Source organism: Yinghuangia seranimata, assembly GCF_029953285.1.
Classification (GTDB): Bacteria; Actinomycetota; Actinomycetes; order Streptomycetales; family Streptomycetaceae; genus Yinghuangia; species Yinghuangia seranimata.
On the sequence record NZ_JASAOI010000049.1, the window covers coordinates 1 to 25,563 of the forward strand.

The following is a 25,563-nucleotide window of genomic DNA, read 5'->3' on the forward strand; positions in this document are numbered from 1 at the left end:
ATGGCCGCCGCCCCCGCCCGCGGGGGGCGGGGCGGGGGGGTGCCGGCGCGGTCGACGTCGACGGCACACGGTGACCGAAGCCCCGCGCGGCCGCTGACACGAACCGCCCGCCCCACTCCTCACTCGTGGCGCGACCGACTCCGCCGTACCGCTACTCCGCGACGCGGACCGTGGTGGCCTCGCCGGGCGCGAGCAGCGTGACGCGGTCGGTCAGGCCGGCCGCGGCGAAGGCGTCGCGCAGGTCGTCGATGCCCTCGGTGAAGTGCGCCCAGCTGTTGAAGTGCAGCGGGACGACGTGCGCCGCCCCGAGGATCTCCGCGGCCTCGGCGGTCTGCGCGCTGGTCAGCGTCAGGTGGCCTTCGGGGATCAGCGGGGTCTTCGCCGCACCGGCGAACAGCAGGGCGATGTCGATGCGTTCGAACCGGTCGGCGATCTCGCGGACGAGGTCGAGCGACGCGTTGTCCCCGCTGACGTACACCGTCGGCAGCCCCTCGCCGGACAGCACGAACCCGGCGACCTCGCCGACCAGGTGCTCGGTGCCCTCCGGGCCGTGCAGCGCGGGAACGCGGGTCACGCGCAACACGCCGCCGTCGGGACGGACGAGCTCGGCGTGCTCCCACAGCGGGAGTTCGCGCACCACGCCGCCGATGCGCCCGGCCGCGGCACCGGTGCTGAAGACCACGGGCACGTCCGCGATGAACGCGCGCCCGCTCTCGTCGAGGTTGTCCACGTGGTGGTCGTGCGACAGCAGGACGGCGTCGACCGTCCCGACCCGGTCCGCCCCGAACGCCGACGGCTCGGTCTTGGTCAGCACCCGCTCGGGGGTTATCGGATAGTCGCGCGGCGCGTCGAACGTCGGGTCGGTGACGATCCGCAGCCCGGCGAACTCGAGCACGGCGGTGGGCCCGCCGACGGCGGTGATGTGCAGGTCGCGGGCGGTGTGGGGGACGCGGCGCTGGTCGGCGACGGCGGTCATGGGCGTTCCTCTCGGAGTGCACGGCAGGTCGGCTGTACCCGGTACCGCGACTCTCACATGAACACCCCCCTTTACGCAAAGAAATTCGCGTTTAGCCGCGCAGGGTGGATTTACTAGACCGGTCTACATATTATCTGGGCCATGGGTCGGAAGAACGACACGCGTCAGCGCATCCTCGACACCGCCGCCGGGCTCTACCAGCGGCAGGGCTACCTCGGCACCGGGCTCAACCAGATCCTCGCCGAGGCCGAGGCGCCGAAGGGCTCGCTGTACTTCCACTTCCCGGGCGGCAAGACGCAGCTCACGACCGAGGCGGTCGGGCTGTCCGGGAGCCGGTACGCGTCGCGGATGGCCGAGGTCGTGGCCGCCGCGACCGGGGCACGCGACGGACTCGCGGGCCTCGCCGGGCTGTTCGCGGAATCGCTGACCTCGTCGGACTACACCACCGGCTGCCCGGTCGCGGTCGTCGCCCTGGAGGCGGGAACGGACGAACCCGTCCGTGCGCAATGCGACCAGGTCTTCGACGGCTGGCTGGCCGGCCTCCGCCTCGCCCTCGTCCGGTGGGGAGTCGCCGAATCGGCGGCGCCCGCACTGGCAACACTCGTCCTGTCGTCGATCCAGGGCGCGATCCTGCTCGCCAAGGTTCGGCAGGACACCGCGCCGCTGCACAGCGTCGCCGCCCAACTCGCCGACCTCGTCGAGAGTTCCGTCGCGCCGCCCACCGACGAACCCGCCGACAAACCCACTGACAAACCCGTCGACACCTCCGTCGACGCGTCACGCTGATCCGCCACCCGGAAAGGGACCGGTCCCCGATGCGCGTGCACCACCTGAACTGCGGCTCCATGGTCGAGATCGACCACGCCGACGGCCCCGACAGCCCGCTGGCGCCCGCCCGCGCCGTATGCCACTGCCTGCTCGTCGAAACCGACTCGGACGGCCTCGTGCTGGTCGAGACCGGCCTCGGCACGAACGACGTCGCCCGTCCCGCCGAAACCCTCGGCGCCGACTGGGTCGCGGTCGCCGGACCCGTCCTCGACCTCGAGGAGACCGCCCTGCACCAGGTGCGGCGGCTCGGCTACGACCCGTCCGACGTCCGGCACATCGTGCTCACCCACCTCGACCGCGACCACGCCGGCGGGCTGCCCGACTTCCCCGACGCGACGGTCCACCTCCACAAGGCCGAGCACGAGGCCGGGCTCACCTCCGGCCTCGACCGCTACCGGGCCGCGCAGATCGCGCACGGCCCGAAGTGGGCGACGTACGTGGAGGACCAGGGCGACGCGTGGTTCGGCTTCGACGCGGTACGGCAGTTGGACGGCCTGACCGACGACATCCTGCTGATCCCGCTCGGCGGGCACACCGAGGGCCACACCGCGGTCGCGGTCCGGGACGGCGCGACGTGGCTCCTGCACTGCGGCGACGCGTACTTCTACCACGGCGAGGTCGACCCCGATCAGCCCCGCTCGCACCCCCTTCTCGACCTCGTGCAGGTCGGTGGCGAGGTCGACCGGCCACTGCGCCTGGCCAACCACGCGCGGCTGCGCGAACTGGTGCGGCTGCACAACGGGGAGGTCGAGGTCTTCTCGTCCCACGACCCCTGGGAGATCGCGCGCTACGCCGGGAACTGACCGGCACCGGCCGGGATCACGGGCCGACCCCGAGGACGCGGACCAGGCCGTCGACGCAACCCGCCGCCACCTGACGGCCGTTCGACGCGAACGCGACGGAGGTGACGGCATGGCCGCACTCTGCCTTGCCGCTGGTGAAACGGCGGCCGAGCTCCGGGTCCCACAGCCTGACCATCCCGTCGGTGCCGCCGCTGGCCACGGCGGTACCGTCAGGGCTGAAGGCGAGGGCACGGATCGTCCCGGCGACCGGCCCCCAGTGTGGGCCCAGTTCGAGGTTGGCGCCGAGGTCGGTCATCCGGATCCGGCGCCGGTCCCCGCCCACGACGAGACGGCCGGTCGCGTCGTGGGCGGCCAGGGCGTTCGACACTCCGTCCCGGGTCTGCCACATGTGGTGGACGTCCTGCTCCCTGATACGCCAGGTGTGGACGCGGCCGCCCGAGCCCGTGGCGGCGACGACACTGCCTCCGGCGGTGAAGGCCACCGCTTCGAGCGGATCGCCGCCGGGGGCGGACAGCACGCGGTGCGTTCCGTCACGCCAGTCCGCCAGCCGCACCGTGCCGTCGTCGCCGGCACTCGCGAGCAGCACGCCGTCCGGGCTGAACGCGAGCGAACGCACCACGGACTGACGGTGCCTGACGGGCCGTCGCGCGGCGCCGTCGTCGACGGCCCACATCCACAGGAAGCGCTCGCCGCCGACGGCCAGCATCACGCCGTCAGGCGAGAACGCCACCGCGTTCACGGGCCTGGACGTGTGCGCGGTCCACGCCCCGCGCAGGCTGCCGTGCTCGTTCCACACGCGCACCGAGCCGTCCTGGTAGGTCGCCACCAACTCGTTCGAGCCGGGCCGGTAGGCGACCGCCAGGACGTCGGGGAAGCGCGGCTCCTGATCCTGTGCGGGGAGCGTGCGCAGCAAGGTCAGCCGCCGACGGCGGGGACGGGCTTGCCGAGCAGGCGGTTCCGGCGGCGGATCCGACACCCTCGCACGCGGGTTGCGCGACAGCCGGATCCTGCCCTCGGCGCCGAACACCCACCGCTGCGGCGTCTGCTTCGCGCCTCGTGCGCGCATGCGGGCGAACGCGTAATCGTAGGCGTCGTCGACCGTGATGACGCCGTCGTTGTCGGCATCGGCACCGCCGGACCTGATCCCCTCGACCAGCGCCGCCGTGAACACCGACCGCACCCCGTCGCCGGCCATCGCCTCGCCCTCGAACGAGTACTCGCTCGCCCGCGACGCGGTCAGCACGACGCGTCCGCGCGCGGGGCCCATCAGGTGCTCACGCAGGTCGAGTTCGTCCCCGGCCTTGGCCCCGGCGGCGAACGCCCCGCTGAAGCAGCAGTCCAGGACGACGACCTGGGACCGGGCCGGGCACTCGTCCAACTGGTCCAGCAGCCACGGCGCTTCGACGGTTGTCGAGGCCAGACGCGCCTTTCGCGTGTCGGTCGCCGCGAAGTACAGCCGACCACGCGCGTCGCGAAGGCCGTGCGTCGTCAGGTAGACGACCACCAGTTCGTCGGCCTTGCGGGAGGCGAGGAACTCGTCGACGTCATGCTTGATCTCGTGATGCCGCCGGTCGACGAGACTCGTCACCGCGAACCCGCCCAACGCCGGATCGGCGAGCACCTCCGCGAACTCGGCGACGTCATGTGCGGGGGCACGCAGCCGGCTCAGGGCGGGGTCGTCGTAGGTCGCGGTGGCGATGACGAGCGCGGACCGGCGTCCGCCGGCCGGTGCGGCGGTCACGTCGACCACGCCGGCACCTGGTGGAAGTAGACGCTTCCGTCCAGGCAACCCACGGTCAGGCACCGCCCGTTGTCGCTGAACGCCAGGCTTGTGGGCTCCGCTGGGTAGATGACCTCCGGGATGGGAATCCAGGCATCGGGCGTCCGATGGAGAAGCCGCACGGACTTCCCGTGTCCGGCCGCGGCCACCGCTGTCGTCCCCCACACGGCGGCCGCAGTCGTGCCGTAGACGACCGAGATCCCGTATTCGGACAACGCCGGATCTACAGGGACGGCCAACGGTTCAAGGTCCGTCTCCTCGACCTCCACAGCGATGCCGTAACCGCCGAGAGGTCCAGCCACGGCCGCAATGCGGCGACCCTCGAGGCTCGGCCACTCCTGGACGCGCGCCCATGATCGGGTGTCGTGGACCGCGAGCCATCCGTCCTCCCCGCCGACGACCAGGGACCCCTCTCCGTACGGGCTGAACGACAACGCCGCCACCCGGCCGTCGGTCGGCACCGTGTGGAGACGCACCCCGTCCTTGAGCGAAAGCACGGAGACACCCGCGTCCCCGTCTGCAACCGCCAGGTGTTCGCCCGCCATCGACAAGGCGAGCGCGTGCACGCTTCGCCCCATGACTCTGAGGCTCCTGAGCGGCCGCTCTTCCACCACGCTCCACAACCGGATCAGGCCGTCATCCCCGTTGGCACTCGCCAGGGCGCGGCCCCGTCTGCTGAACGCGAGCGCTGTCACCGCGCTCTCCGACGCCTTGACGGACATGGGGCGCGGCGAGCCCGCGGGCGTGTCCGGCGCCGTCCCCAGCAGCGTCCGGGCGACCGAGGCCACGCGCGGTGCCTCGGTCTCGACGACCCTGCGCAGCTCGACGCCTGCCGTGATGCGCTCCCCGTGGTCGTCGCCGCGCAGCCAGACCCCGAGGGTGTTCACCGCGCCGATCCGCACCTCGGGGTAGGGGCTCTCCAGACTCATCCTCAAGCCGTCCGGCAGCGGTGTCGGCTCGACCCTGACCCCCGCCGCGCTCCTGGCCAGCACCAACCGGCCCTCACCGCCGAACACCCAGCGCTGCGGGGTCTGGCCGACGCCGACCCGCGTGCAGGCGTAGTCGTAGGCGTCCTCGACGGTGATCAGCCCGTCGTTGTCCGTGTCCGCCCAGCCGGTCCGCAGGCCCTCCACCAGTCCGGCGGTGAACGCCGAGGCACCGGTGCCGCCCGCCGACAGTGGCTTGCCCTCGAACGAGTACTCGCCGGCCCGCGAAGCCGTCAGCACGACCCGGCCCCGCCCTTGCCCGCCGAGCCGGCGTCCGAGGTCCAGCTCCGCGTCGGCCTTCGCACCGGCGACCGCGAACGCGCCGCTGAAGCAGCAGTCCAGGACCACCACCTGGCGTCCTGCCCGGCATTCGTCCAAGAGGTCCAGCAGCCACGCGGATTCGACGCCGGTCGAGGCGAGGTGCGACTTGCGAGTGTCCGTCGCGGCAAAGTAGAGCCGCCCGCGACCGTCCCTGACACCGTGGCAGCTCAGGTAGACGAAGATCAGTTCGTCCCCCTTGCGCGCGGCAAGGAAGTCCTCGACCGCGAACTTGAGTTCGTGGTGCGGCCGGTCGACGACACGAACCACGTCGAACCCGCCGATCCCGGGATCCGCGAGCACGCCGGCCAGCTCGGCGACGTCGTGCACGGGCGACCGGAGGCGGCTGAGCCCGGGATCCACGTACGCCGCCGTCGCCACCACGAGCGCCGACCGCCGGCCCGGCGGAAGGGCCGGGGCCGGGACGGTGACCGACGATTCCGAGGTCATCGCCGCACCGCCCAGATGCGGATCGTGCCGTCCGAGTGTCCAGACGCCAGGAGGCTGTCGTCGGCGGCGAACGCGACGCTCTGGACCTCGTGGAAGGCGTCCTTGACGGTGTGCAGCCGACGGCCCGCGCCGGCATCCCACAGCACCAGCTCCGCGGTGCGGAAGCCGGTCGCGACGAGCGTCCCGTCGTCGCTGTAGGCGACCGACGAGACCAGGTCGGACTCGTCGGTCCAGCGGGCCTGCCGCACCCGGCCCTCGTCGTCGCTGATGCGGTACATACGGCTGTCGGGCCCGACCACGACCGCCGCTGTTCCCTCCGGGTGCATCGCCGCGGTGCGCAGGGCCGTCACTCGGCCTGGGCACGGGAGCACAGTCCCGGTCGACGGCGACCACAGGTAGGCCGTGCCCGTTCGGCTGACGCCCAGCACGGCGTCCCCGGCGCTCGCGCGCGGGGCGGGGTACCGCACGCAGATGAGGGGAAAGGCGCCGAGAATCACCGTCCGCTGCGTTGGCGGTCCGGACTCGTGTGGCTCCCAGATCATGGCGGGTGTGTCGCGGAAGGCCGCGACGACGTCCCGGGTGGCCGGATGGAACGCGACGTCCACGGGGATGCCGCCCGCGTGCATCCAGTCGGTGATCCGGGCCCGCCCGGGCTCGATGAGCCGGAACCGGCCCGAGTCGGCGCAGACCAACGCCGAACCGTCGGACGAGTACACGATCTTCGAGGGGACCCCGACGCCCATGTCGTACTCGTCGACAGGAGCTCGTGTGTGCGTGTCGACGACCCGGACCGCGCCCTCGACGCCGCCGATCGCGAGGAGGCGCCCGTTCGGGCTCAAGGCGAACGGGAGCCCGTTCGTCCCCTTTCGCGGCGCCGGATGGACGTCGAGCAGCTCGAGCGTCGGCCTGCCGGGCGCGGGCGCCCTGGCCGGTGTCGGCGTCGGCGTCGGCGTCGGCGTCGGCGTCGGCGTCGGCGTCGGCACGGCGACGCGGGTCCGCGCGAGGTAGATCTTCCCCTCCGCGCCGTACAGCCAACGCTGCGGCGTCTGGCGCGCGCCGTTCTCCGCGACGTGCCGGCACGCGAACTCGTAGGCGTCCTCGACCGTGATGTAGCCGTCGTGGTCGAAGTCCGCCTCTCCGGAACGGAGTCCGGCGATCAAGCCCTCCGTGAACAGCGACCCCGGCTCGCCCGTGCCGTTCAAGGGTTCGCCTTCGAACGAGTACTCGCCCGCGCGCGAGGCGGTCAGTACGACGCGGCCTCGGCCGTGCCCCAACAACGCCGCCGCCAGGTCGAGTTCGCTGTCTCCCTTGGCGCCGCCGACCGCGAAGGCGCCGCTGAAGCAGCAGTCGAGAATCAGCACCTGGCGCCGGGCCGGGCAGTCGTCCAGGCGGTCGAGGAGCCAGGACGACTCGATGCCGGTGGAGACGAGCCGGTCCTTCTTCGTGTCCGTTCCCGTGAAGTGCAGGCGGCCGCGGTGGTCCTTCACGCCGTGGCACGTCAGGTAGAGCAGCACCAGCTCGTCGGGGCTCCGCGTGGCGAGGAACTCGTCGGTGTCGTGCTTGATCTCGTGGTGGGGGCGGTCCTTCAGGAGGGTGACGTCGAAGCCGCCGATCGCCGGGTCGCCCAGCACCGCGGCGAAGGTGTCGGCGTCCCGTCCGGGGGCGCGTAAGCGGCGGAGTGCCGGGTCGGTGTACTCCCCCGTGGCGACGACCAGGGCGGAACGCGGTCCCGGCGGCAGCGCGGGCGCGGGCATGTTCGGCACACCACCGGGCTGTGTCATCGACCCCCGACTCCCCCTCCTCGGAGTCGCAGGTTACCGCCAACGGGACGGGGCCGAGGGGCAATCGCCCGTCGGCCCCGCGCCGTTCGTGCCGGTCAGATGCCCGCGAGGGCCGCGATGCGTTCGCGCTGTGCCGTGCGGCGGCCGAAGAGCAGGGCCGAGGTGGTGGCGCGCTTGAGGTACAGGTGGGCGTCGTGCTCCCACGTGAACCCGACGCCGCCGTGGAGCTGGATGGTCTCCTCGGCGATGGCGCGGTACGCTGCGGTCGCGGTGGTCATGGCGAGCGGGGCCATGAGGGCGAGTTCGCCCGCGCCGGGGGCGGCGGGGTCGACGTCGAGGCCGACGGCCTCGGCCTCGGTGGCGGCCCAGGCGGCGTAGTAGAGGGCCGAGCGGGACGTCTCCAGCTGCACGTACATGTCGGCGCAGCGGTGCTTGATCGCCTGGAAGGACCCGATCGCACGGCCGAACTGCACGCGGATCTTGCTGTATTCGACGGTCATGTCGAGGCAGCGCGCGGCGCCGCCGACGGACTCGGCGGCGATGGCGATCTCGGTGAGCTGCCGGACGCGTTCGAGGGCGGCCTCGGCCTGGGCGCCGGGGGCACCGATCAGGCGGGCCGGGGTGTCGCTGAAGTCGAGGCGGGCCTGGCGGCGGGTCTGGTCGAGGACGGGGAGCGCCGCGCGCGTGAGGCCGGCGGCGTCGGCGGCGACCGCGAAGAGCGCGACCTCGCCGTCGAGGCGGGCGGCGACCAGGACCAGGTCGGCGAGGGCGCCGTCGATGACGTGCGTCTTCACGCCGTCGAGGCGGTACTCGCCGGTCGACGTCGCGGTCGCGGTGACCGAGACCTCGGTGACGTCGCGGGCGCCGGGCTCGGCGAGGGCGAGCGTGGCGATCGTGGCACCCTCGGCCATGCCCGGCAGGTACTCGGCGCGGGCGGCCTCGTCGCCGCCGTGGACGAGTGCGGACGCGGCGAGGACCGCGGAGCCGAGGAAGGGCGACGGGAACAGCGTGCGGCCCATCTCCTCGAGCGCGATGACGACCTCGGTGAAGGTGAAGCCGACGCCGCCGTACTCCTCGGGGATGCCGAGTCCGGCGAGGCCGGTCTGCTCGCAGAGGCGGCGCCAGACCTTGGGGTCGTAGCCGTGCTCGGTGGCCATGGCGGCGCGGACCGCCGGGGAGTCGGCGGCCTTGTCGAGTGCGTCGCGGAGAGCCCTGCGGATCTCCTGCTGTTCCTCGCTGAACTCGACGTCCATGCCGCTGCTCCCTGATCATCACCGGGCTGTGCGTTTCGGACCGGCCCCATTGCGCGATCCCGCGGCCCGCACCCCAGTATCTGACACACCGTCATATCATGCGAACATCGCCTTCATCACACCCTTGGACCGTGGTGCGCGGAGCCCCTTCCGTGCTGTGCTCAAAGGGGAAGCCTGGCAGGAGGAGTCCTGATGACCGTAGTGGCCGCAGTGTTGCGGGAGGCCGCGCGGCGCTTTCCCGAGCGCCGGGCGCTGGTCCAGGGCGGCACGGCGTTCACGTACGCGGGCCTGGACGCGGTGACCGACCAGGTCGCCGCCGGGCTGGCGAAGCGGGGGGTCCGTGCGGGCGACCTCGCGGCGCTCGTCCTGCCCACCGGCCCCGAGTACGTGGTGGCCTACCTTGCGCTCGCCCGGCTGGGAGCGGTCACCACCGGCGTCGGCCCGCGCTACACCGCCGACGAGCGCGCTCGGGTGCTGGCGCAGGCGAAGCCCGAGCTGGTGATCGCCACCGAGGAGCTGGCGGAGGGCGTCCCCGGCGGCGCCGAGCTGCTGCGCTGCGTGCCGGCGAAGACGGCCTACGAGGTGTGGGGCGACCTGCGCCTGGACGCGATCCCGCCGGCCCCGCAGGTCACCGGCGTGACCGACCCCGACCTGCCCGAGACGGTCGTGTTCACGTCGGGCACCACCGGCGTGCCCAAGGGCGCGCTGTTCACGTCGCGGCAGATCGCGGCGATCACCGAGATGGACACCGGCGGCCGGTGGGGCGAGGGCGGCCCGCAGCTGGTCGCGACCGGCCTGCCGCACGTCGGGTTCATGGCCAAGCTGGCGGGCTACCTCAAGCTCGGCGCCACCATGCACCTGCTGGGGCGGTGGCGGGCCGAGGACGCGCTGCGGATCGTGGCCCGCGAGCGCATCCCGTACATCGGCGGCGTCGCGGCGCAGATCTCGCTGCTGCTGCGCCGTCCCGAGTTCGACTCGTACGACTTCTCGTGCGTGAAGGGCCTGATCGTCGGCGCCGGCCCGTCCCCGGCGCCGACCGTCCGCGAGGCGCGCGAGCGCTTCGGGGCCGGGTACTCGATCCGCTACTCGATGACCGAGTCCGGCGGCCTCGGCACGCTCACGTCCTTCGACGCACCGGAGGACGAGGCCCTGCACACCGTCGGGCGCCCCCGCCCCGGCACCGAGCTGGAGATCCGCGATCCGGAGACCGGCAAGGCGCTGGCACAGGGCGAGGCCGGGCAGATCTGCCTGCGAGCCGCCTCGGTGATGGCCGGATACTGGCGCAACCCCGAGGACACCGCGAAGGCGCTCGACCCGCAGGGGTGGCTGCGCACGGGTGACCTCGGGCTGATCGACGGAACCGGCTGTCTGCGCATCACCGGCCGGATCTCCGACATGTACATCCGCGGTGGCTACAACGTCTTCCCGCTCGAGGTCGAGTCCGTCCTGCTGGCGCACCCGGGGGTGGCGTCGGTCGCGGTGGCGCCGCGGCCGAGTGCGGTGATGGGCGAGATCGGCGTCGCGGTCGTGGTGCCGAGGGCCGACGCCCCGACGCCCACGCTGGAGGACCTGAGGGCTTTCGCGGCACCGCGCCTGGCGGCGTACAAGCTGCCCGAGGCGCTGCGGATCGTGGACGAGTTGCCGCTCACCGGAATGGACAAGGTCGATCGCAAGGCGCTCGCTGACCGCGAGCGGCGGCTCGATGGAGAGACGCGAGCGCCGTAGCCCGGCGCCGCGAAAGACGATCCTCCGGTTTGGAACACCCTCCTGACCGGCGGCTTCATCGAAAAATATTGACCAAGTCACCAGAAATCCCCATGATCGGACAGATATGCGAGACCACGGGGGGATGAGACGGTAGACAGTCCTGACGTCCCATCAGCAAGCTAACTGACTGACCGTCAGGTCATGATTCACTGATGGATCGGAAGACGAGGGACGGGCCAGACGATGCTTCGTGACAGCAGGGAACAGCACGCTCCGGGACACGCCCGTACCGGTTCCGCGAGCGCATTGGGCTCCATGAGCCCGGTCAAGTCGGTCGACCCGGCACTGCCGGTCGACGTCACCGGCCGGCCGCTCATGCTGCGGCCCGCCGACCTGGACCGGTTCTTCCGGCCGCGCACCGTCGCCGTCATCGGCGCCTCCGACACCGAGGGCCGCCCCGGTGCCCGCATCACCGCGCAACTGCGGGCCTGGTCCGAGCGGGTCGGGGCGACGATGTTCCCGGTCAACCCCAAGCACGCGGTCATCGGCGGCCAGGTGTGCCACCCCGACATCGCCTCCGTACCGGAGGTCGTCGACCTCGCGGTGATCCTGGTGGGCGACCCGCAGGAGGTCCTCGCCGACCTCGCCGCGGCCGGGGTGTCCTTCGCGGTGGTGTTCGCGGCCGGGTTCGCCGAGTCGGGTGCGGCCGGAGCCGAAGCACAGGCGCGGCTCACGGAGTTGATCGACGGCGGACCGCTGCGGCTGCTCGGTCCCAACACCAACCTCAACGCCTTCGAGGAGTTCCGCACCGACCTCGACGGCAAGTCGATCGCGCTCATCACACAGAGCGGCCACCAGGGCCGCCCGGTGTTCGCGTCCCAGGAGATCGGCATCAAGGTCTCGCACTGGGCGCCGGTCGGGAACGAGGCGGACCTCGAAACCGCCGACTTCATCCGGTACTTCGCCGACCAGCCCGAAGTCGGCGTGATCGCCTGCTACATCGAGGGCTTCAAGGACGGGCGCACCTTCGCGCTCGCCGCCGACCACGCGGCGCAGCAGCGCAAGCCGATCGTGATGGTCAAGGTCGGACGCACCGAATCCGGCGCGAAGATGGCCGCGTCGCACACCGGAAAGCTCACCGGCCAGGACCGCGTCGCGTCGGCCGTGTTCCGGCAGTTCGGCGTCACCCGCGTCGACGGCCTGGACGAACTCATCGACACGTCCCAGATGTTCGCGCGCACCAGCCGCCCGAAGGCGGACGGCGTGTGCGTGTACTCCATCTCGGGCGGCACCGGCGCGCACATGGCCGACCTGGCCGCCGCCCAGGGCCTGTCGCTTCCGCAACTCGCGCCCGGCACACAGGAGTCGCTGCGCGAGTGGATCCCCGGTTACCTCACCATCTCGAACCCGGTCGACAACGGCGGACACCCCGCCGGCGACGAACGCGGCCGCAAGATCATCGACGCGATCCTCGCCGACCCGAACATCGGCGTGCTCGTCTGTCCCATCACCGGCGCGTTCCCGCCCATGAGCGACAAGCTCGCGCAGGACCTGGTCGACGCGGCGGAGGCGACGGACAAGGTCGTGTGCGTGATCTGGGGCTCGCCGGTCGGCGACGAGTCCGCGTACCGCGACATCCTGCTCAAGTCGAGCCGGATCGTGGTCTTCCGGACGTTCGGCAACTGCGTCACCGCGCTCCGGGCCTACTTCGACTACCACCGCTTCCGCGACAACTACACCCCGCCGTTCGACGACGTCGCGCGCACGGCCTCCCCGGCCGCCGCCAAGGCGCGCCGGCTGCTCACCACCGGCAAGCCGCTGTCGGAGCACTCCGCCAAGCAGCTGCTGCGCACGTACGGCATCCGCGTCCCGCGCGAGCAGCTGGTCACCTCGGCCGCCGCCGCGGTACGCGCCGCCGGCCTCATCGGCTACCCCGTGGTGATGAAGGCCTGCGCGCCGCAGCTGCCGCACAAGAGCGACCTCGGGCTGGTCAAGCTGGGCCTGCGCTCGGCGAGCCAGGTGCGCGACGCGTACCGCGAGATCGTCGACGCGGCGCGCGACAACGGCGCCGGGCGCCTCGAAGGCGTGCTGGTGTGCCAGCAGGTCGACAAGGGCGTCGAGATGGTCGTCGGGATCGCCCACGACGAGCTGTTCGGGCCCACCGTCACGGTCGGCCTCGGCGGCATCTTCGTGGAGGTCTTCGACGACATCGCCATCGGCGTGCCGCCGTTCGGCCCGTACGAGGTGCGCCGCATGCTCGGCGAGCTGCGCGGCCTCAAGTGCCTGCAGGGCCTGCGCGGGCAGCCCGCCGCCGACCTCGACGCCCTCGTCGACGTCGTGATGCGGGTCCAGCGCATGGCCCTCGAGCTCGGCGACGACCTGGCCGAACTCGACATCAACCCGCTGATGGTCATGCCGCGCGGCGGCGGAACCGTCGCCCTGGACGCGCTCGCGATACCCAAGTGACAGCAGGCACCACCCAGCGCTGATCCCGACGTCGGACAGCGACCGCAGCAACCCCCGAGAGGAACCACCCTCGTCATGAGCACCACCCCCGACACCGAGGCCGCCCCCGAGCCCGAGCTGCTCCACCGCATCGAGAACGGTGTGCTGTGGATCACCCTCAACCGCCCCAAGGCCAGCAACGCCATCACCTGGGACCAGCGCGAGACGATCATCGCGCTGCTCGGCGAGGCCTCGGCGAACGAGGCCGTGCGCGCGGTCGTCCTCGGTGCGGCGGGGGCCAAGCACTTCTGCACCGGCATGGACCTGCGCAGCTCGCCCGGCACCAAGTCGCTCCTCGCGGACGCCGCGCCCGCCGAGGACGGCGCGCCCAAGCCGCCGGAGCGGCCGACCGGCTACGCGTCGCGCATGATGAAGAACGGTGTGCTGCGCCTGACCACCGCGGTCCTGGAGTGCGAGAAGCCGGTCATCGCGGCGATCAACGGCACCACGGCCGGCTACGGCATGAGCCTCGCGCTGGCCTGCGACCTGGTGATCTCGGCGCAGAGCGCCCGGTTCATCCAGATCTTCACGCGCCGCGGCCTCATCCCGGACGGCGGCAGCGCGTACCTCCTGCCGCGCCTGGTCGGGCCACAGAAGGCCAAGGAGCTGATGTTCTTCGGCGACGACCTGCCCGCCGACGAGGCGTACCGGATCGGCGTCGTCAACAAGGTGGTCGCGGACGACGAGCTGCAGGCCACCGTCAAGGAGTGGGCCGAGCGCCTGGCCACCGGGCCGACGCGCGCGCTGGCCATCACCAAGCGCCTGGTCAACCGCTCGCTGGACAGCGACCGGGCGACGTCCTTCGGCGAGGAGGCGGACTCCGTCGAGCTGAACATGACCACGCGCGACGCCAACGAGGGCGTCGCGAGCCTGATCGAGCGCCGCAAGCCGGAGTACTACGGCTGGTGACGCACCTGCCCACCCGTCACCCCCCACCACCCATATTCGAGTCGCTTCGCTCCGCCCTTGATCGCGGCCCGGGGGATCTTCCCGAACTCCCCCGGGCCGCACGGCAATAGCGGTGTGTGCCAAGACAACTGACTGAGCGTCAGGTGTGACGCACGCCCCGTTCCGGATCGATTGACGCACCGTTTTCCCCTCCCATAGCGTCGGTCCACCGCCGAAAATCACGCTCCGGCGGCACCCTTTCTCCGGACATGCGGGATTTGCCCCGCTTGTCCGTACTTCCGATGATGTCTGCGAGGACCCATGGGCCAGCTCGACGCTCCCGCCGTCGACCCCGCCGCGTTCCGGCACGTGCTCGGGCACTTCTGCAGCGGCGTCACGATCATCACCGCCGTCGACGGCGACGACCCGGTGGGCTTCGCCTGCCAGTCCTTCTCGTCCCTGTCGCTCGACCCGCCGCTGGTGACCTTCTTCGTCGCCAAGACGTCGACGACCTGGCCGCGCATACAGCCGGGCGGCAAGTTCTGCGTCAACGTGCTGGCCGACGACCAGGAGCAGCTCTGCCGCGGCTTCGCGGTCAGCGGCGCCGACAAGTTCGCGGGCGTCGCCCACAAGCCCGCCCCGGTCACCGGCTCGCCGCTCCTCGAGGGGACGCTGGCGTACATCGACTGCACCCTGGAGCAGGTCGTGGACGGCGGCGACCACGAGATCGTCGTCGGCCGCGTGCAGGCCCTGGAAGCACCGCGTGACGACGCGGGCCCGCTGCTGTTCTACAAGGGCAAGTTCGGCCACCCCGCCCAGAACGCCGACTGACCCACCGGTTAGTCTCTCCCTCAATCCCGTAGGCCCCGGACGCGCACGACGCTCCGGGGTCTATGTGTCTCCGGGGATCGAGGGGGTTCTCAGTCATGCGTAGAAGACACACCGTGACGGCCGTGTACCTGGCGGCCGTCGTGCTCGGGGCGGGGGCATGCGGTGGGACGAACGACGCCGCGGGCAAGTCCAAGACGGGGACGGGCGACGCGAGCGCGGTACGGGCGCTGCGGGACGCCCGCGAAGCGGCGAACGCCAAGCAGACCGTCACGACGAAGGGGACCATCGCGCAGGGGTCGGACGGGAGCGTGTCCGTCACGGCGGACTCCTCCTTCCGGTACGGGCCCGCGCCCGTCGTGCACACCACGACGACGTTCAGCGGCCTCGCGGAGCCGGGCAACGCCGCGGAGGCGCCGAAGATCGAGCTCATCGCCACCGAGACCCGGCTCTACTCGAAGGTGCTCGAGGGCGGCGGCATGATCCCCGCTGACGCGCTTTCGAAGCAGTGGACGCCACGCCCCGCGCCGTCCGCCGTGCCCGGCACCTCGGACCGTCCCAGGCCACCCTCACCCACGGCGGACGCACACCCGGCCCTCCAGGACCCGGTGGTCGCGCTCGCCGTACTGGCGGCGGCTCCCGATGTGCACAAGGCCGGCGACGAGCCGCTCGACGGTGTCCAGACCGCGCACTACCAGGGCGCCTACCCAGCGTCCGCACTCAAGACCGCGACCGCGAAGTCGCTCGGCCTGACCGAGGGCCAGTACCAGCGTCTGGCGGTCGACTTCCTCGACAACCGCCAGACCTCGGTCCGGTTCGACATCTGGCTCGGCGCCGATCGGCTGCCGGTGCAGATGAGCGCGAAGAGCGTCTACAACCGCACCGAGGACCCGGTCTTCACGACCGAAGCCCCCGATCCGGCCTACGAGGACGCGGTACCGGAGCCGCTGGCCTTCACCGTGCAGATCAGGCTCACCGGCTGGGGCTCTCCCGTCGACGCCGCGGAACCGCCCGCTGACCAGGTCCGTACGCGATAGCCGCCGGACACGGCGAAGCCCCCGGGAGCAGTGCGCTCCCGGGGGCTTTCTCGTCGGTCGTTACGGCTTTCCGGCCGGGGCCGTGATCGAGAAGCCCTGGCCCGGGGCGAACGTGGTCACGTTCGGCGGGATGGACTTCATGATGTCGATCTGCGCGCACGCCGGGCACGCGTTGTAGCCCTGCTGCCGGGCCGCGTTCGCCTTCGCCTCGGCCTCGGCCTGGGCGACGAGGGCCTGCGACTGGGCGGCCTTGGCCTGCATCTCGGAGACCTTCGCGTAGGCCGCCTGGGCCTGGTTCACCGCGTCCTGGACGCTCTGCGGCATCGTGATCCGGACCAGGTTGAAGCGCAGGTTGACGATGAACTCGTCGCCCAGCGTGGCCTTCAGGTCGGCGGCCAGCGAGGTGTTGATGGCGTCCTGGATCTTGGAGATGTTGTTGTTGCTGGCGGCGCCGGAGACCGGCGCGGGCGCCGTCGGCTGGCCCGGCGCCGAGGCGTTCTGCACGAGGGCGCAGCTGCTCACCAGGTCCGCGCAGCGGAAGTTGCCGATCTGGACGCGCAGGTCGTTGTCGATCACCGGGCGGATGATCTGGTCGAGGAACGCCGACCAGCCCTTGTCGCCGTCCCACGGGTAGTAGGCGTCCTTGCCCAGCGAGAACTTGCGGGTGCCGAACTTGTCGTCGAACCGCTTGATGACGGAGTGGTCGAGGTTGAGGCTGAAGTACAGCGTGCCCTCGATGCCCATGTCGACGCCGTCGCTGGACGGCACGTGCACGATGTCGACGCCGCCCTTGTCGCCCGCGTTGGCCTGCGCGGTGATCGTGTAGAACCGCTGCTGCGCCGGGTACTTGTGGACGGTCGAGTAGAAGCCGGTCCACGTCATGCCGGACGACGGGTCCATGACCTGGCGGATGTTGTTGTTGTCGAACGGCCCGCCGTTGCGGACCACTCCGATCTCGCCCGCGTTGGTCCGCTCCAGGCCGCCGAAGATGGCGTTCAGCATGCGGATGAGGATGATCAGGACGAGGATCCCGACGGCGAGGAAGACCCATGCCTTGCGGCCGCGCAGGATGTTCGGAACTGAGAAGGAAGACATCGTCGCTCCCGTTGATCGTCTTCTCGATCACATTGTTTGTGCCGCCAGGATGCTGGACCGGAAGCCCGGCGGTACGGGGCATTTCCCTCAGGTTCGCGGAGGTCGCGCGGCCGGTCGCCCGTCGGACAGTGGCGGTTGCCCCTCGCATGGTGAGGCCGTGCGGCGCCGTCCTGGCGCCGCGGGCCGTTGTTGGCTGGCCCCGTAGGAAACCGGCCGCCGCCGCGCACCGTGCGCGCTCCCGGACGCCGGTTCGCTTCGGGGAGCCCCACACCATGCGCAAGCTCGCGTTCGGTGCCGTCGTCGGCGCCGTGTGCCTGTCGTTCACCGTCACCGGCTGCGACTTCGGCACGTCCGACGGGAAGTCCGACGGCAAGGCCGATGCGAAGTCGGCGGCGTCGGCCCCGGCATCGCCGGGCCCGTCGGGCGGGACGCCCGGGACCTCGGCGGCCGGCGGTGCCGGGTCCCCGCTGGCGGCCAAGCTGGAGACCGCGAAGACGAAGACGTCCGCGACCACCTCGGTGCACCAGTCGACGGTCACCACGGTCGACGGCGTCAAGAAGACGACGGTCGAGACGGACGTCCGCATCCGGCCGGACCAGGCCACGCACTCGGTCTCGACGACCATGATCAAGCTGCTCGACGAGACCTCGACCGTGACCACGGAGACGGTCGGCACCGCGCAGGCCTTCTACGCCAAGCTGCAACCCGAGGAGGCCGCGAAGAACGGCGGCAAGCAGTGGGAGAGGAAGGACCTCGCGGCCGCGGCGCAGACCACGCCCGCGGGGCAGGGCGCCCAGTCCCCCCTGGATCCCACGCAGCACCTCGCCCTGCTTCAGAAGTCCGGCGACATCCGCGAGGTCGGCACCGAGACCGTCAACGGCGTCCAGGCCACGCACTACTCGGGCACCGTCGACCTCAAGCAGCTGCGGGCGAACAACCCGCAGACCAAGAACGAGTCGCCCGAGGACGCGAAGCTGATGGACGCCGTGGCCAAGGCCTGGGGCGACACTCCGCTGAAGATCGAACTGTGGATCGGCGCGGACCAGTTGCCGGTCAAACAGGTGACGGGGCAGGACATCACGGTAGCGGACAAGAAGCAGCACCTCGAGACGACCGTGACGTTCACCAAGTGGAACTCCCCGGTGAACATCACGACGCCGCCCGCGAACCAGACGATCGCGTCGGCCGATGTGAAGCGGTAGCCGTCCCTCCCGCTGCCCGCGGCCGGCCGGCGAACGCCTAGACGACGCAGAACTCGTTGCCCTCCGGGTCTGCCAGCGTGACGCCGTACTGGCCGGCCTCGGGCTCGTCCGAGACCCGGAGCACGCGGGCGCCGACCGCGACCAGTCGCTCGACGGTGTCGGCGACCCGCCGCGTCCGGACCTCCAACGGCACGTCGCGGCCGCCGCCGACCTTCAGGTCGAAGTGCATCCGGTTCTTGGCGGTCTTGGCCTCGGGGACCTCCTGGAACCACACCCGCGGGCCCCGCCCGGTGGGATCGACGATCGACTCGGCGGTCTCCCCCACGCCGTCCGGCAGTTCCTCCTCGGGCACACCCGCGGCCAGCCAGTACTCCCGCCACGTGCCGTGGCCGCCCGGCGGCGGTTCGGGAATGTAGCCGAGGGCCTCGCTCCAGAACGCCACGAGCGTGGGTGCGTCGGCGCAGTCGATGGTCACTTGCAGCGTCATCTCCATGGCGGGGGCCTGTCAGACCCCTCCGCCGTCAGGCGCACGCGAACGGGGCCGGTACGCGCGGAAGATCCGTGCGTACCGGCCCCGTTCGGGGTGTCCTGCGGGTCAGAAGACGAACACGCCGCGGGCGACCTTGCCGGCCTCCGCGTCCTCCACCGCGTGGTGGAAGTCGTCCAGCGCGTAGGTCTGGGTCACCAGCTCGTCGAGCTTGAGGGCGCCGGTGCCGTACAGGTCGGCGTAGCGCGCGATGTCGTACTGCGGGCGGGAGGAGCCGTAGCGGCAGCCCATGATGCTCTTGTCGAGGAACATCGACGAGACGTGGAAGGACGCCTCCGCGTCGGACGGGGCGACGCCGAGAATGACGGCCTGGCCGGCGCGGCCGAGCATGTCGATGGCGTTGCGGATGACCGCGACGTGGCCGACGCACTCGAAGGCGTGGTCGACGCCGCCGGGGACGAGCTCCTGGACGGCCTTGACCGAGCTCTCGACGGCCTTGGCGTCCACGAAGTCGGTGGCGCCGAACTCGCGGGCCACGGCCTCCTTCGCCGGGTTGGCGTCGACGGCGACGATCTTGACGGCGCCGGCCAGCTTGGCGGCCTGGATGACGTTGAGGCCGATGCCGCCGGTGCCGATGACCGCGACGGTGTCGCCCGGCTGCACCTTGGCCCGGTTGAGGACGGCGCCGACGCCGGTGAGGACGCCGCAGCCGATGAGCGCCGCGGACGCCATCGGGATGGACTTGGGGATCTTGACCGCCTGGACGCCCTTGACGACGATCCGCTCGGCGAAGACCGACAGGCCCGCGAAGTTGTAGACCGGCTTGCCGTCACGCGTGAACGGCTGGTTGAGCTGCCCGAAGCTCTTGACGCACATGGTCGGACGCCCGCGGTCGCACTCGCGGCACGCGCCGCACGCGGCGAGCGTAGACAGCGCGACGTGGTCGCCCGGCTTGACGTGCGTGACCAGCTCGCCGACGGCCTCGACGACGCCCGCGCCCTCGTGCCCGAGCACGACCGGCGGCGGGAACGGGATGGTGCCGTTGATGACGCTGATGTCGGAGTGGCACAGGCCGGCCGCGCCGATCTTGACGAGGACTTCGTTCGGCCCGGGGTCGCGGACCTCGAGGTCGTCGACTACGAGGGCTTCCTTGCCGTCGAACAGAACGCCTTTCACCGGGGTCTCCTCCGTGGTGGGTCGGTCACCTCGTGCGGACCGGTGCTGTCGACGGCGGTCCGGCAGTGTCATGCCCAACCTAGCGCGCGTCTGACGATGAGTCAGCCTGTTGTGACAGTGCTCATGGTCGGGTTTTCGGGTCGCCGCGGAGATCGCCACCCGGGAGGCGGCTCACCGCGTCCGCGATGCCCACTCCGAGTTCGGGGGCCACCTCGCGGGCGGGGCAGTCGGCGAACGTCACGTCCGGCCGCACCGCCGTGAACTCCCTGGCCCCGCCCAGTGTGCCGGACACCCGCAGGCTCCGCGCCGGGGCCTCCCCCGGTGCCGCGCCGGGTCTCGCGCCGGGCTCCGGCCCGAGGACGAACTCCACGGTGAACGGCGGGTCGTCGCGCCACTCGAGCTCGTCCCACTCGACCGCGGACCGTTCGGCGGTCAGGCCGAACGCGCACCATATGTCGAGCACTTCGAGCACCGTCGGCCCGGTGGCCCGCCACCGGAACCCGACCACCTCGACGCCGCCGACCGCGGTCGTCCACTCCGTCCAGCCCATGCCGTTGCCCAGGAACGCCAGCTCGATACGCCGCGTAGCCGACGCATCGAACGGCACGCCCCGCCAGAGCCCGACGAGCGGATCAGTCATGTCCCGTCTCCTCCCGGTGTCCACCCCCCACGATCCCCAGCTTGGCGCAAGAGATCGGCTGGGGAGGGCGCGATGAGCAAGGAGTACGCGGGACAGTCCGCGGCGCCGACATCACGCCTCCGGAGGGCGTACCCGCGGGAGAACGCGATGTGCTCGCGCAGGGCCAACGCAGTGAACCGCCCGTTCCAGCCGGGGATCCGCGCGGCGGGATTCACGGAGTACGCGTTGGCCTCCGGCGGCCGGTCCAGGAATGCGAACTTCTCCCACCGCGTGGGCCCGTCGTTCGACCAGTACCCGTGTGCGTACCAGACCTCCTGGACGACCAGCCGGCCCGGCGTCGGGCAGTCCCAGCGCAGTCCGACGACCTCGGTGGAGCCGCCGAAGCCGCTCCACTCCGTCCAGCCGCCACCGTCCGGGAGGAAGGCCGCCTCGGAGGTCTCCATGGCGCCCAGGTCGTAGGGGCCGGTGTGCCAGAGGCCGATCAGGTCCGGGTCGTACGCCATGACCGCATTCTCGCCGCGCCCGTCGGCCGGAACGCGGCGGGGGCGCACGGACGGATGTCCGTACGCCCCCGAGGCGTCGCGGGTTCCGCGTCAGGCGCGCTGGCTGCTGACGGAGACGACCTCACCGGTCATGTACGACGAGTAGTCCGAGGCGAGGAAGATCATCACGTTGGCGACCTCCCACGGTTCGGCGGCGCGGCCGAAGGCCTCGGCGCCGGCGAGGGCCGAAAGCAGCTCCTCCGACGAGGCCTTCGCCAGGAAGGCGTGCATCGCGATGCTCGGGGCGACCGCGTTGATCCGCACGCCGAACTCGGCGGCCTCGACGGCCGAGCAGCGGGTCAGGGCCATGACGCCGGCCTTGGCGGCGGCGTAGTGGGCCTGGCCCTTCTGCGCGCGCCAGCCGAGCACGGAGGCGTTGTTGACGATGACGCCCTTGCCGCGCGGCTGCATGTGGCGCAGCGCGGCGCGGGTCATGCGGAAGGTGCCGTTGAGCGTGACGTCCAGGACGAGGTTCCACTGGTCGTCGGTCATGTCGACGAGGTCGACCTGGCCGCCGAGGCCCGCGTTGTTGATCAGGACGTCGATGCCGCCGAGTTCGGCCGCCGCGGTGTCGACGAGGCGCTGCACGTCCTCCTCGACGGTGACGTCGCACGGCACCGCGAGCGGCCGCGCGCCGGTGAGCTTGGCGAGTTCGTCGGCGGCCTCGCCGAGCCGACGCTCGTGCTTGTCGCTGATCGCGATGACGGCGCCCTCCTCGGCGGCCTTCTTCGCGGCGGCGAAGCCGATGCCGGTGCCGGCCGCGGCGGTGATCAGCACGGTCTTGCCGGCCAGCAGGCCGTGGCCGGGGACGTACTCGGGCGCGGTCACTTGGCTTCTCCCTTGGGTTCGCGGGGCATGCCGAGGACGCGCTCGGCGATGATGTTGCGCTGGACCTCGTTCGACCCGCCGTAGATGGTGTCGGACTTGGTGAACAGGAACAGCCGCTGGGCTTCGGTGAGTTCGTACGGGAACTCGGCGGCGAGCGTCGAGTCCACGCCGCCGACGTCCATGGCCAGCGTGCCGAGCCGCTGGTGCCAGGTCCCCCACACCAGCTTGGCGACGGACGGCGCGCCCGGGTCCGGCGAACCGAGGGTGCGCAGCGCGTTGCAGCGCAGCACCTTGAGGTCGATCCAGGCCTGGAGCAGCCGTTCGCGCAGGATCGGGTCGTCGATCGCGCCGTTGTCCTTGGCGCGGTCGATGACGGCCTGGAGCTCGAGTTCGAAGCCGATCTGCTGGGCGAGCGTCGAGACGCCGCGCTCGAACGCCAGCAGGCCCATCGCGACGCCCCAGCCCTGTCCGAGCTGTCCGACGACGTGCTCCGGCCTGGCCCGGGCCCCGTCGAAGAACACCTCGTTGAACTCGCTGGTGCCGGTGAGCTGGACGATCGGCCGCACCTCGATGCCGGGCTGGTCCATCGGCGCGAGGAAGAACGTGATGCCCTTGTGCCGGGTGGACCCGGCCTCGGTGCGGGCCAGCACGAAGATCCAGTCGGCCTCGTGGGCGAGCGACGTCCACACCTTCTGGCCGCTGATCAGCCAGTCGCCGGTCTCGTCGTCGCGCACCGCGGTGCTGCGCAGCCCGGCGAGGTCGGAGCCGGCGCCCGGCTCCGAGTAGCCCTGGCACCACAGCTCCTCGCCGCGCGCGATGGGCGGCAGGAAGCGGGCCTTCTGCTCGTCGGTGCCGAACGCCAGCACGGTCGGGCCGAGCAGGTTCTCGCCCATGTGGTTGACCCGGCCGGGGGCCTTGGCGCGGGCGTACTCCTCGCCGAAGATGACCTGCTGCATCAGCGTGGCCTCGCGGCCGCCGTACTCCTTGGGCCAGTCGAGGCCGATCCAGCCGCCCTCGCCGAGCCGCCGCTCCCATTCCCGGCGGATCTCGAAGTGCTCGTGCTCGCTGCCGGGGCCGCCGGTGCCGACGGCGGCGGCGAACTCGCCTGCGAGGTTCTCGCGGAGCCATTCGCGGACTTCCGTCCGGAACTCCTCATCCTCGTCGCTGTAGCGAAAGTCCACGGCTCGTCACTTTCTCGGAGGGATGGAGGGATGGGATGGGTGGAATGCGTGGGGTGCGTGCGCCGGGAGGGGACGGCGGGACGGGCCGGCCGCCCCCTCGCGCGGAGGGTGCGGCCGACCCGGCGGAGCCGGCGGTACGGGTGGGGCTCAGCCCTGCGCCGCGGCCGCCTCGGCGGCCTTCTTCGCCGCGGCGGCCGCGGCGTACTCCTTGAGCTGGGCGAGGACCGGCATCGGGTCCTGGCCGATGGCGCCCGGCAGGGTGGCCGCGATGCGCTCGGCGGTCCACTTGTCGTCGCTGTACATCGCCTTGATCTCGTGCGGCTGGTCCCACAGCGCGATCTTCGGGCCGGCGGTCGTGTAGACCTGGCCGGTGATCTCCTTGGCGTGGTCGGAGAGCAGGAAGACGACCAGCTCCGCGACGTCCTCGGGGTCGCCGATCTCCTTGAGGGTCATCGGGACGTTCTCGGACATGCGGGTGCGGGCGACCGGCGCGACACAGTTCGCGTTGACGCCGTACTTGTTGAGGCCCAGCGCCGCCGAGCGGATGAACGACACGATGCCGCCCTTGGCCGCCGCGTAGTTGGCCTGCGCGACCGAGCCGAGCGCGTACACGCCCGAGGTGAAGCCGACGATCGAGCCGAAGCCCTGCGTCTTCATGACCTTGGACGCCGCCTGCACGACGGTGAAGGTGCCCTTGAGGTGGGTCGCGATGACGCTGTCCCACTCGTCCTCGGACATGTTGAACAGCATGCGCTCACGCAGGTTGCCGGCCACGGTCACGACGCCGTCGATGCGGCCCCAGTTCTCGACCGCGGCGTTGACGATGCGCGCGCCGCCCTCCATCGAGGCGACCGAGTCCGCCACCGCGACGGCCTCGCCGCCGAGCGCCTCGATCTCCTTGACGACGGCGTCGGCGACCTCGCTGGTCGGCTCGGAGCCGTCCATCGCGACGCCGTAGTCGTTCACGACGACCTTCGCCCCGTGGGCGGCGGCGGCGAGCGCCACGGCACGGCCGATACCCCGGCCCGCGCCGGTCACCGCGACGACCTTGCCGGTCAGGAAGTCACCCATGTTCTGCCCCTTCGGATCGGCCTGCGACATGCCCGCGCGGACACTGTCCAACGGCCCTGTTGGTCCCTAGCATGGTCGCCGTACCGGGCGCGTGCCCGAGCCCGAGGCCCGGCCGTAGCCAAGCCCGCGGCCGGTCCGCCGCCAAGATCGACGCCATGTGAGAACTGCCTCTCCCGACAGTATCTGACGGTACGTTAGTTTCTACGGGTAGAGTGCCGCACCCCACAGCCAGGCTTGCCAGGAGGTCCGCGATGCCCATGCCCGCCGAGTTCACAGAACTGGCCAAGCGCGTCAACAACTGGGGGCGCTGGGGCAAGGACGACCAGATCGGGACGATGAACCTCGTCACCGACGACGTCGTCAAGGCCGCCGCCGCGTGCGTCAAGACCGGCAAGCGCTTCTCGCTGGCCGTCGAGCTGCGCGAGGACGGCATCCAGAACGGCATGATCCCGGGCCGCGACAACCCCAAGCTCACCACCTTCCTGGTCAACCACGAGGTGTTCGGCCCCGGCACCGTCGCCACCAGCGACGACGCGGTCACGATGGGCATCCAGGCCGGCACCCACTGGGACGGCTTCACGCACGCCACGTACGAGGACCGCCTCTACAACGGCTTCTCCGCCAAGGAGACCGTCACCGCCGAGAACGGTGCGGTCAACCTCGGCATCGAGCGCATCAAGACGCTGGTGACACGTGGCGTCCTGCTCGACGTCGCGGGCGCCAAGGGCGTCGAGCGCCTCGAGCCGATGTACGCCGTGACCCCGGAGGACCTGGAGGCCGCCGAGGAGTTCGGCAACGTCAAGGTCCGCGCCGGCGACATCGTCCTGGTCCGCACCGGCCAGATCACCGTCTACTTCGGCGGCGACCGCGACAACTACTTCTTCAGCCCCGGCCTGTCGGTGCGCTGCCCCGAGTGGTTCCACGCCCGCGACGTCGCCGCGGTCGCGAACGACACGGTGACCTTCGAGGTCTTCCCGCCCGAGATCGAGGACTGCTTCATGGCCGTCCACGCGCTCCACCTCGTCGAGATGGGCATGCTCCAGGGCCAGAACTGGAACCTCGAGGAACTCGCCGCCGACTGCAAGGCCGACGGCGTCTACGAGTTCCTCCTCGACGCCTCCCCGCAGCCGTTCGTCGGCGGCGTCGGCTCGCCGGTCAACCCGATCGCGATCAAGTAGCACCTCAAGCAACCGCCGGATGA

22 protein-coding genes are annotated in these 25,563 nt (G+C 71.4%); 9 read left to right on the plus strand and 13 right to left on the minus strand.

Annotated features, from left to right (window positions below):
* Nucleotides 1-151: 151 nt before the first annotated feature.
* Nucleotides 152-976, minus strand: coding sequence for an MBL fold metallo-hydrolase (locus tag QI554_RS29620; RefSeq protein WP_281474126.1), 825 nt, complete (start codon nucleotides 974-976; stop codon nucleotides 152-154).
* A 141-nt stretch (nucleotides 977-1,117) separates the two neighbouring features.
* On the opposite strand from QI554_RS29620, the gene QI554_RS29625 reads away from it, so the two are divergent.
* Nucleotides 1,118-1,762: a TetR/AcrR family transcriptional regulator gene (locus tag QI554_RS29625; RefSeq protein ID WP_281474128.1), complete on the plus strand. Its 645-nt coding sequence runs from the start codon at nucleotides 1,118-1,120 to the stop codon at nucleotides 1,760-1,762.
* 29 nt (nucleotides 1,763-1,791) lie between these two features.
* A complete protein-coding gene (locus QI554_RS29630) occupies nucleotides 1,792-2,607 on the plus strand; it encodes an MBL fold metallo-hydrolase (protein ID WP_281474130.1) in 816 nt (271 codons plus the stop codon).
* Between the two features lie 16 nt (nucleotides 2,608-2,623).
* On the opposite strand, the gene QI554_RS29635 is transcribed toward QI554_RS29630, so the two are convergent.
* The 4 genes from QI554_RS29635 to QI554_RS29650 all read right to left on the minus strand — a co-directional run bounded on the left by QI554_RS29635 (nucleotide 2,624) and on the right by QI554_RS29650 (nucleotide 9,175).
* Nucleotides 2,624-4,357 (minus strand): caspase, EACC1-associated type, encoded by a 1,734-nt coding sequence (locus QI554_RS29635; protein ID WP_281474132.1) that lies wholly within the window; start codon nucleotides 4,355-4,357, stop codon nucleotides 2,624-2,626.
* A complete protein-coding gene (locus tag QI554_RS29640; protein WP_281474134.1) occupies nucleotides 4,345-6,141 on the minus strand; it encodes a caspase, EACC1-associated type in 1,797 nt (598 codons plus the stop codon). Before QI554_RS29640 ends, QI554_RS29635 begins: the two co-directional genes overlap by 13 nt.
* Nucleotides 6,138-7,922 carry a caspase, EACC1-associated type gene (locus QI554_RS29645; RefSeq protein ID WP_281474136.1) on the minus strand — a complete coding sequence of 595 codons (1,785 nt, stop codon included), beginning with the start codon at nucleotides 7,920-7,922 and terminating at the stop codon, nucleotides 6,138-6,140. The genes QI554_RS29640 and QI554_RS29645 overlap by 4 nt, the downstream gene beginning before the upstream one ends.
* 95 nt (nucleotides 7,923-8,017) lie before the next feature.
* On the minus strand, nucleotides 8,018-9,175 hold the full coding sequence (locus QI554_RS29650; RefSeq protein WP_281474137.1) for an acyl-CoA dehydrogenase family protein: 1,158 nt from the start codon (nucleotides 9,173-9,175) through the stop codon (nucleotides 8,018-8,020).
* Between the two features lie 192 nt (nucleotides 9,176-9,367).
* Between QI554_RS29650 and QI554_RS29655 the strand changes: the two genes are divergently transcribed.
* From QI554_RS29655 to QI554_RS29675, 5 genes are all read left to right on the plus strand, one after another.
* Complete coding sequence (locus QI554_RS29655) at nucleotides 9,368-10,900, plus strand: class I adenylate-forming enzyme family protein (RefSeq protein ID WP_281474139.1); 1,533 nt, start codon at nucleotides 9,368-9,370, stop codon at nucleotides 10,898-10,900.
* 297 nt (nucleotides 10,901-11,197) lie between these two features.
* On the plus strand, nucleotides 11,198-13,348 hold the full coding sequence (locus QI554_RS29660; RefSeq protein WP_281474141.1) for an acetate--CoA ligase family protein: 2,151 nt from the start codon (nucleotides 11,198-11,200) through the stop codon (nucleotides 13,346-13,348).
* Nucleotides 13,349-13,423: 75 nt separating this feature from the next.
* A complete protein-coding gene (locus QI554_RS29665) occupies nucleotides 13,424-14,296 on the plus strand; it encodes an enoyl-CoA hydratase/isomerase family protein (RefSeq protein WP_281474144.1) in 873 nt (290 codons plus the stop codon).
* Between the two features lie 300 nt (nucleotides 14,297-14,596).
* Complete coding sequence (locus QI554_RS29670; RefSeq protein ID WP_281474145.1) at nucleotides 14,597-15,106, plus strand: flavin reductase family protein; 510 nt, start codon at nucleotides 14,597-14,599, stop codon at nucleotides 15,104-15,106.
* Nucleotides 15,107-15,219: 113 nt separating this feature from the next.
* Entirely contained in the window at nucleotides 15,220-16,140 is a 921-nt protein-coding gene (locus tag QI554_RS29675) for an SCO4651 family lipoprotein (protein WP_281474147.1), read from the plus strand.
* A gap of 60 nt (nucleotides 16,141-16,200) precedes the next feature.
* On the opposite strand, the gene QI554_RS29680 is transcribed toward QI554_RS29675, so the two are convergent.
* Entirely contained in the window at nucleotides 16,201-17,235 is a 1,035-nt protein-coding gene (locus QI554_RS29680; protein ID WP_281474148.1) for an SPFH domain-containing protein, read from the minus strand.
* Between the two features lie 272 nt (nucleotides 17,236-17,507).
* On the opposite strand from QI554_RS29680, the gene QI554_RS29685 reads away from it, so the two are divergent.
* On the plus strand, nucleotides 17,508-18,437 hold the full coding sequence (locus QI554_RS29685; RefSeq protein ID WP_281474150.1) for an SCO4651 family lipoprotein: 930 nt from the start codon (nucleotides 17,508-17,510) through the stop codon (nucleotides 18,435-18,437).
* Nucleotides 18,438-18,474: 37 nt separating this feature from the next.
* Here QI554_RS29685 and QI554_RS29690 read toward each other — a convergent pair whose 3' ends face one another.
* The 7 genes from QI554_RS29690 to QI554_RS29720 all read right to left on the minus strand — a co-directional run bounded on the left by QI554_RS29690 (nucleotide 18,475) and on the right by QI554_RS29720 (nucleotide 24,362).
* On the minus strand, nucleotides 18,475-18,930 hold the full coding sequence (locus tag QI554_RS29690; RefSeq protein WP_281474151.1) for a VOC family protein: 456 nt from the start codon (nucleotides 18,928-18,930) through the stop codon (nucleotides 18,475-18,477).
* Nucleotides 18,931-19,032: 102 nt separating this feature from the next.
* On the minus strand, nucleotides 19,033-20,100 hold the full coding sequence (locus QI554_RS29695) for a Zn-dependent alcohol dehydrogenase (protein ID WP_281474153.1): 1,068 nt from the start codon (nucleotides 20,098-20,100) through the stop codon (nucleotides 19,033-19,035).
* Nucleotides 20,101-20,221: 121 nt separating this feature from the next.
* Complete coding sequence (locus QI554_RS29700; protein WP_281474154.1) at nucleotides 20,222-20,740, minus strand: hypothetical protein; 519 nt, start codon at nucleotides 20,738-20,740, stop codon at nucleotides 20,222-20,224.
* Nucleotides 20,737-21,243 (minus strand): hypothetical protein, encoded by a 507-nt coding sequence (locus tag QI554_RS29705; protein WP_281474155.1) that lies wholly within the window; start codon nucleotides 21,241-21,243, stop codon nucleotides 20,737-20,739. The genes QI554_RS29700 and QI554_RS29705 overlap by 4 nt, the downstream gene beginning before the upstream one ends.
* Before the next feature lie 90 nt (nucleotides 21,244-21,333).
* A complete protein-coding gene (locus QI554_RS29710) occupies nucleotides 21,334-22,110 on the minus strand; it encodes an SDR family oxidoreductase (protein WP_281474156.1) in 777 nt (258 codons plus the stop codon).
* Complete coding sequence (locus QI554_RS29715; protein ID WP_281474157.1) at nucleotides 22,107-23,291, minus strand: acyl-CoA dehydrogenase family protein; 1,185 nt, start codon at nucleotides 23,289-23,291, stop codon at nucleotides 22,107-22,109. The genes QI554_RS29710 and QI554_RS29715 overlap by 4 nt, the downstream gene beginning before the upstream one ends.
* Nucleotides 23,292-23,438: 147 nt before the next feature.
* Nucleotides 23,439-24,362 (minus strand): SDR family oxidoreductase, encoded by a 924-nt coding sequence (locus QI554_RS29720; protein WP_281474159.1) that lies wholly within the window; start codon nucleotides 24,360-24,362, stop codon nucleotides 23,439-23,441.
* Between the two features lie 251 nt (nucleotides 24,363-24,613).
* On the opposite strand from QI554_RS29720, the gene QI554_RS29725 reads away from it, so the two are divergent.
* On the plus strand, nucleotides 24,614-25,540 hold the full coding sequence (locus QI554_RS29725; RefSeq protein WP_281474160.1) for a cyclase family protein: 927 nt from the start codon (nucleotides 24,614-24,616) through the stop codon (nucleotides 25,538-25,540).
* Nucleotides 25,541-25,563: the final 23 nt, after the last annotated feature.

Coding starts and splice junctions, on each gene's coding strand:
- QI554_RS29620 (WP_281474126.1), bottom strand. CDS start 976: ATGACCGCCGTCGCCGACCAGCGCCGCGTCCCCCACACCGCCCGCGAC.
- QI554_RS29625 (WP_281474128.1), top strand. CDS start 1,118: ATGGGTCGGAAGAACGACACGCGTCAGCGCATCCTCGACACCGCCGCC.
- QI554_RS29630 (WP_281474130.1), top strand. CDS start 1,792: ATGCGCGTGCACCACCTGAACTGCGGCTCCATGGTCGAGATCGACCAC.
- QI554_RS29640 (WP_281474134.1), bottom strand. CDS start 6,141: ATGACCTCGGAATCGTCGGTCACCGTCCCGGCCCCGGCCCTTCCGCCG.
- QI554_RS29645 (WP_281474136.1), bottom strand. CDS start 7,922: ATGACACAGCCCGGTGGTGTGCCGAACATGCCCGCGCCCGCGCTGCCG.
- QI554_RS29650 (WP_281474137.1), bottom strand. CDS start 9,175: ATGGACGTCGAGTTCAGCGAGGAACAGCAGGAGATCCGCAGGGCTCTC.
- QI554_RS29655 (WP_281474139.1), top strand. CDS start 9,368: ATGACCGTAGTGGCCGCAGTGTTGCGGGAGGCCGCGCGGCGCTTTCCC.
- QI554_RS29660 (WP_281474141.1), top strand. CDS start 11,198: ATGAGCCCGGTCAAGTCGGTCGACCCGGCACTGCCGGTCGACGTCACC.
- QI554_RS29665 (WP_281474144.1), top strand. CDS start 13,424: ATGAGCACCACCCCCGACACCGAGGCCGCCCCCGAGCCCGAGCTGCTC.
- QI554_RS29670 (WP_281474145.1), top strand. CDS start 14,597: ATGGGCCAGCTCGACGCTCCCGCCGTCGACCCCGCCGCGTTCCGGCAC.
- QI554_RS29680 (WP_281474148.1), bottom strand. CDS start 17,235: ATGTCTTCCTTCTCAGTTCCGAACATCCTGCGCGGCCGCAAGGCATGG.
- QI554_RS29685 (WP_281474150.1), top strand. CDS start 17,508: ATGCGCAAGCTCGCGTTCGGTGCCGTCGTCGGCGCCGTGTGCCTGTCG.
- QI554_RS29690 (WP_281474151.1), bottom strand. CDS start 18,930: ATGGAGATGACGCTGCAAGTGACCATCGACTGCGCCGACGCACCCACG.
- QI554_RS29700 (WP_281474154.1), bottom strand. CDS start 20,740: ATGACTGATCCGCTCGTCGGGCTCTGGCGGGGCGTGCCGTTCGATGCG.
- QI554_RS29705 (WP_281474155.1), bottom strand. CDS start 21,243: ATGGCGTACGACCCGGACCTGATCGGCCTCTGGCACACCGGCCCCTAC.
- QI554_RS29720 (WP_281474159.1), bottom strand. CDS start 24,362: ATGGGTGACTTCCTGACCGGCAAGGTCGTCGCGGTGACCGGCGCGGGC.
- QI554_RS29725 (WP_281474160.1), top strand. CDS start 24,614: ATGCCCATGCCCGCCGAGTTCACAGAACTGGCCAAGCGCGTCAACAAC.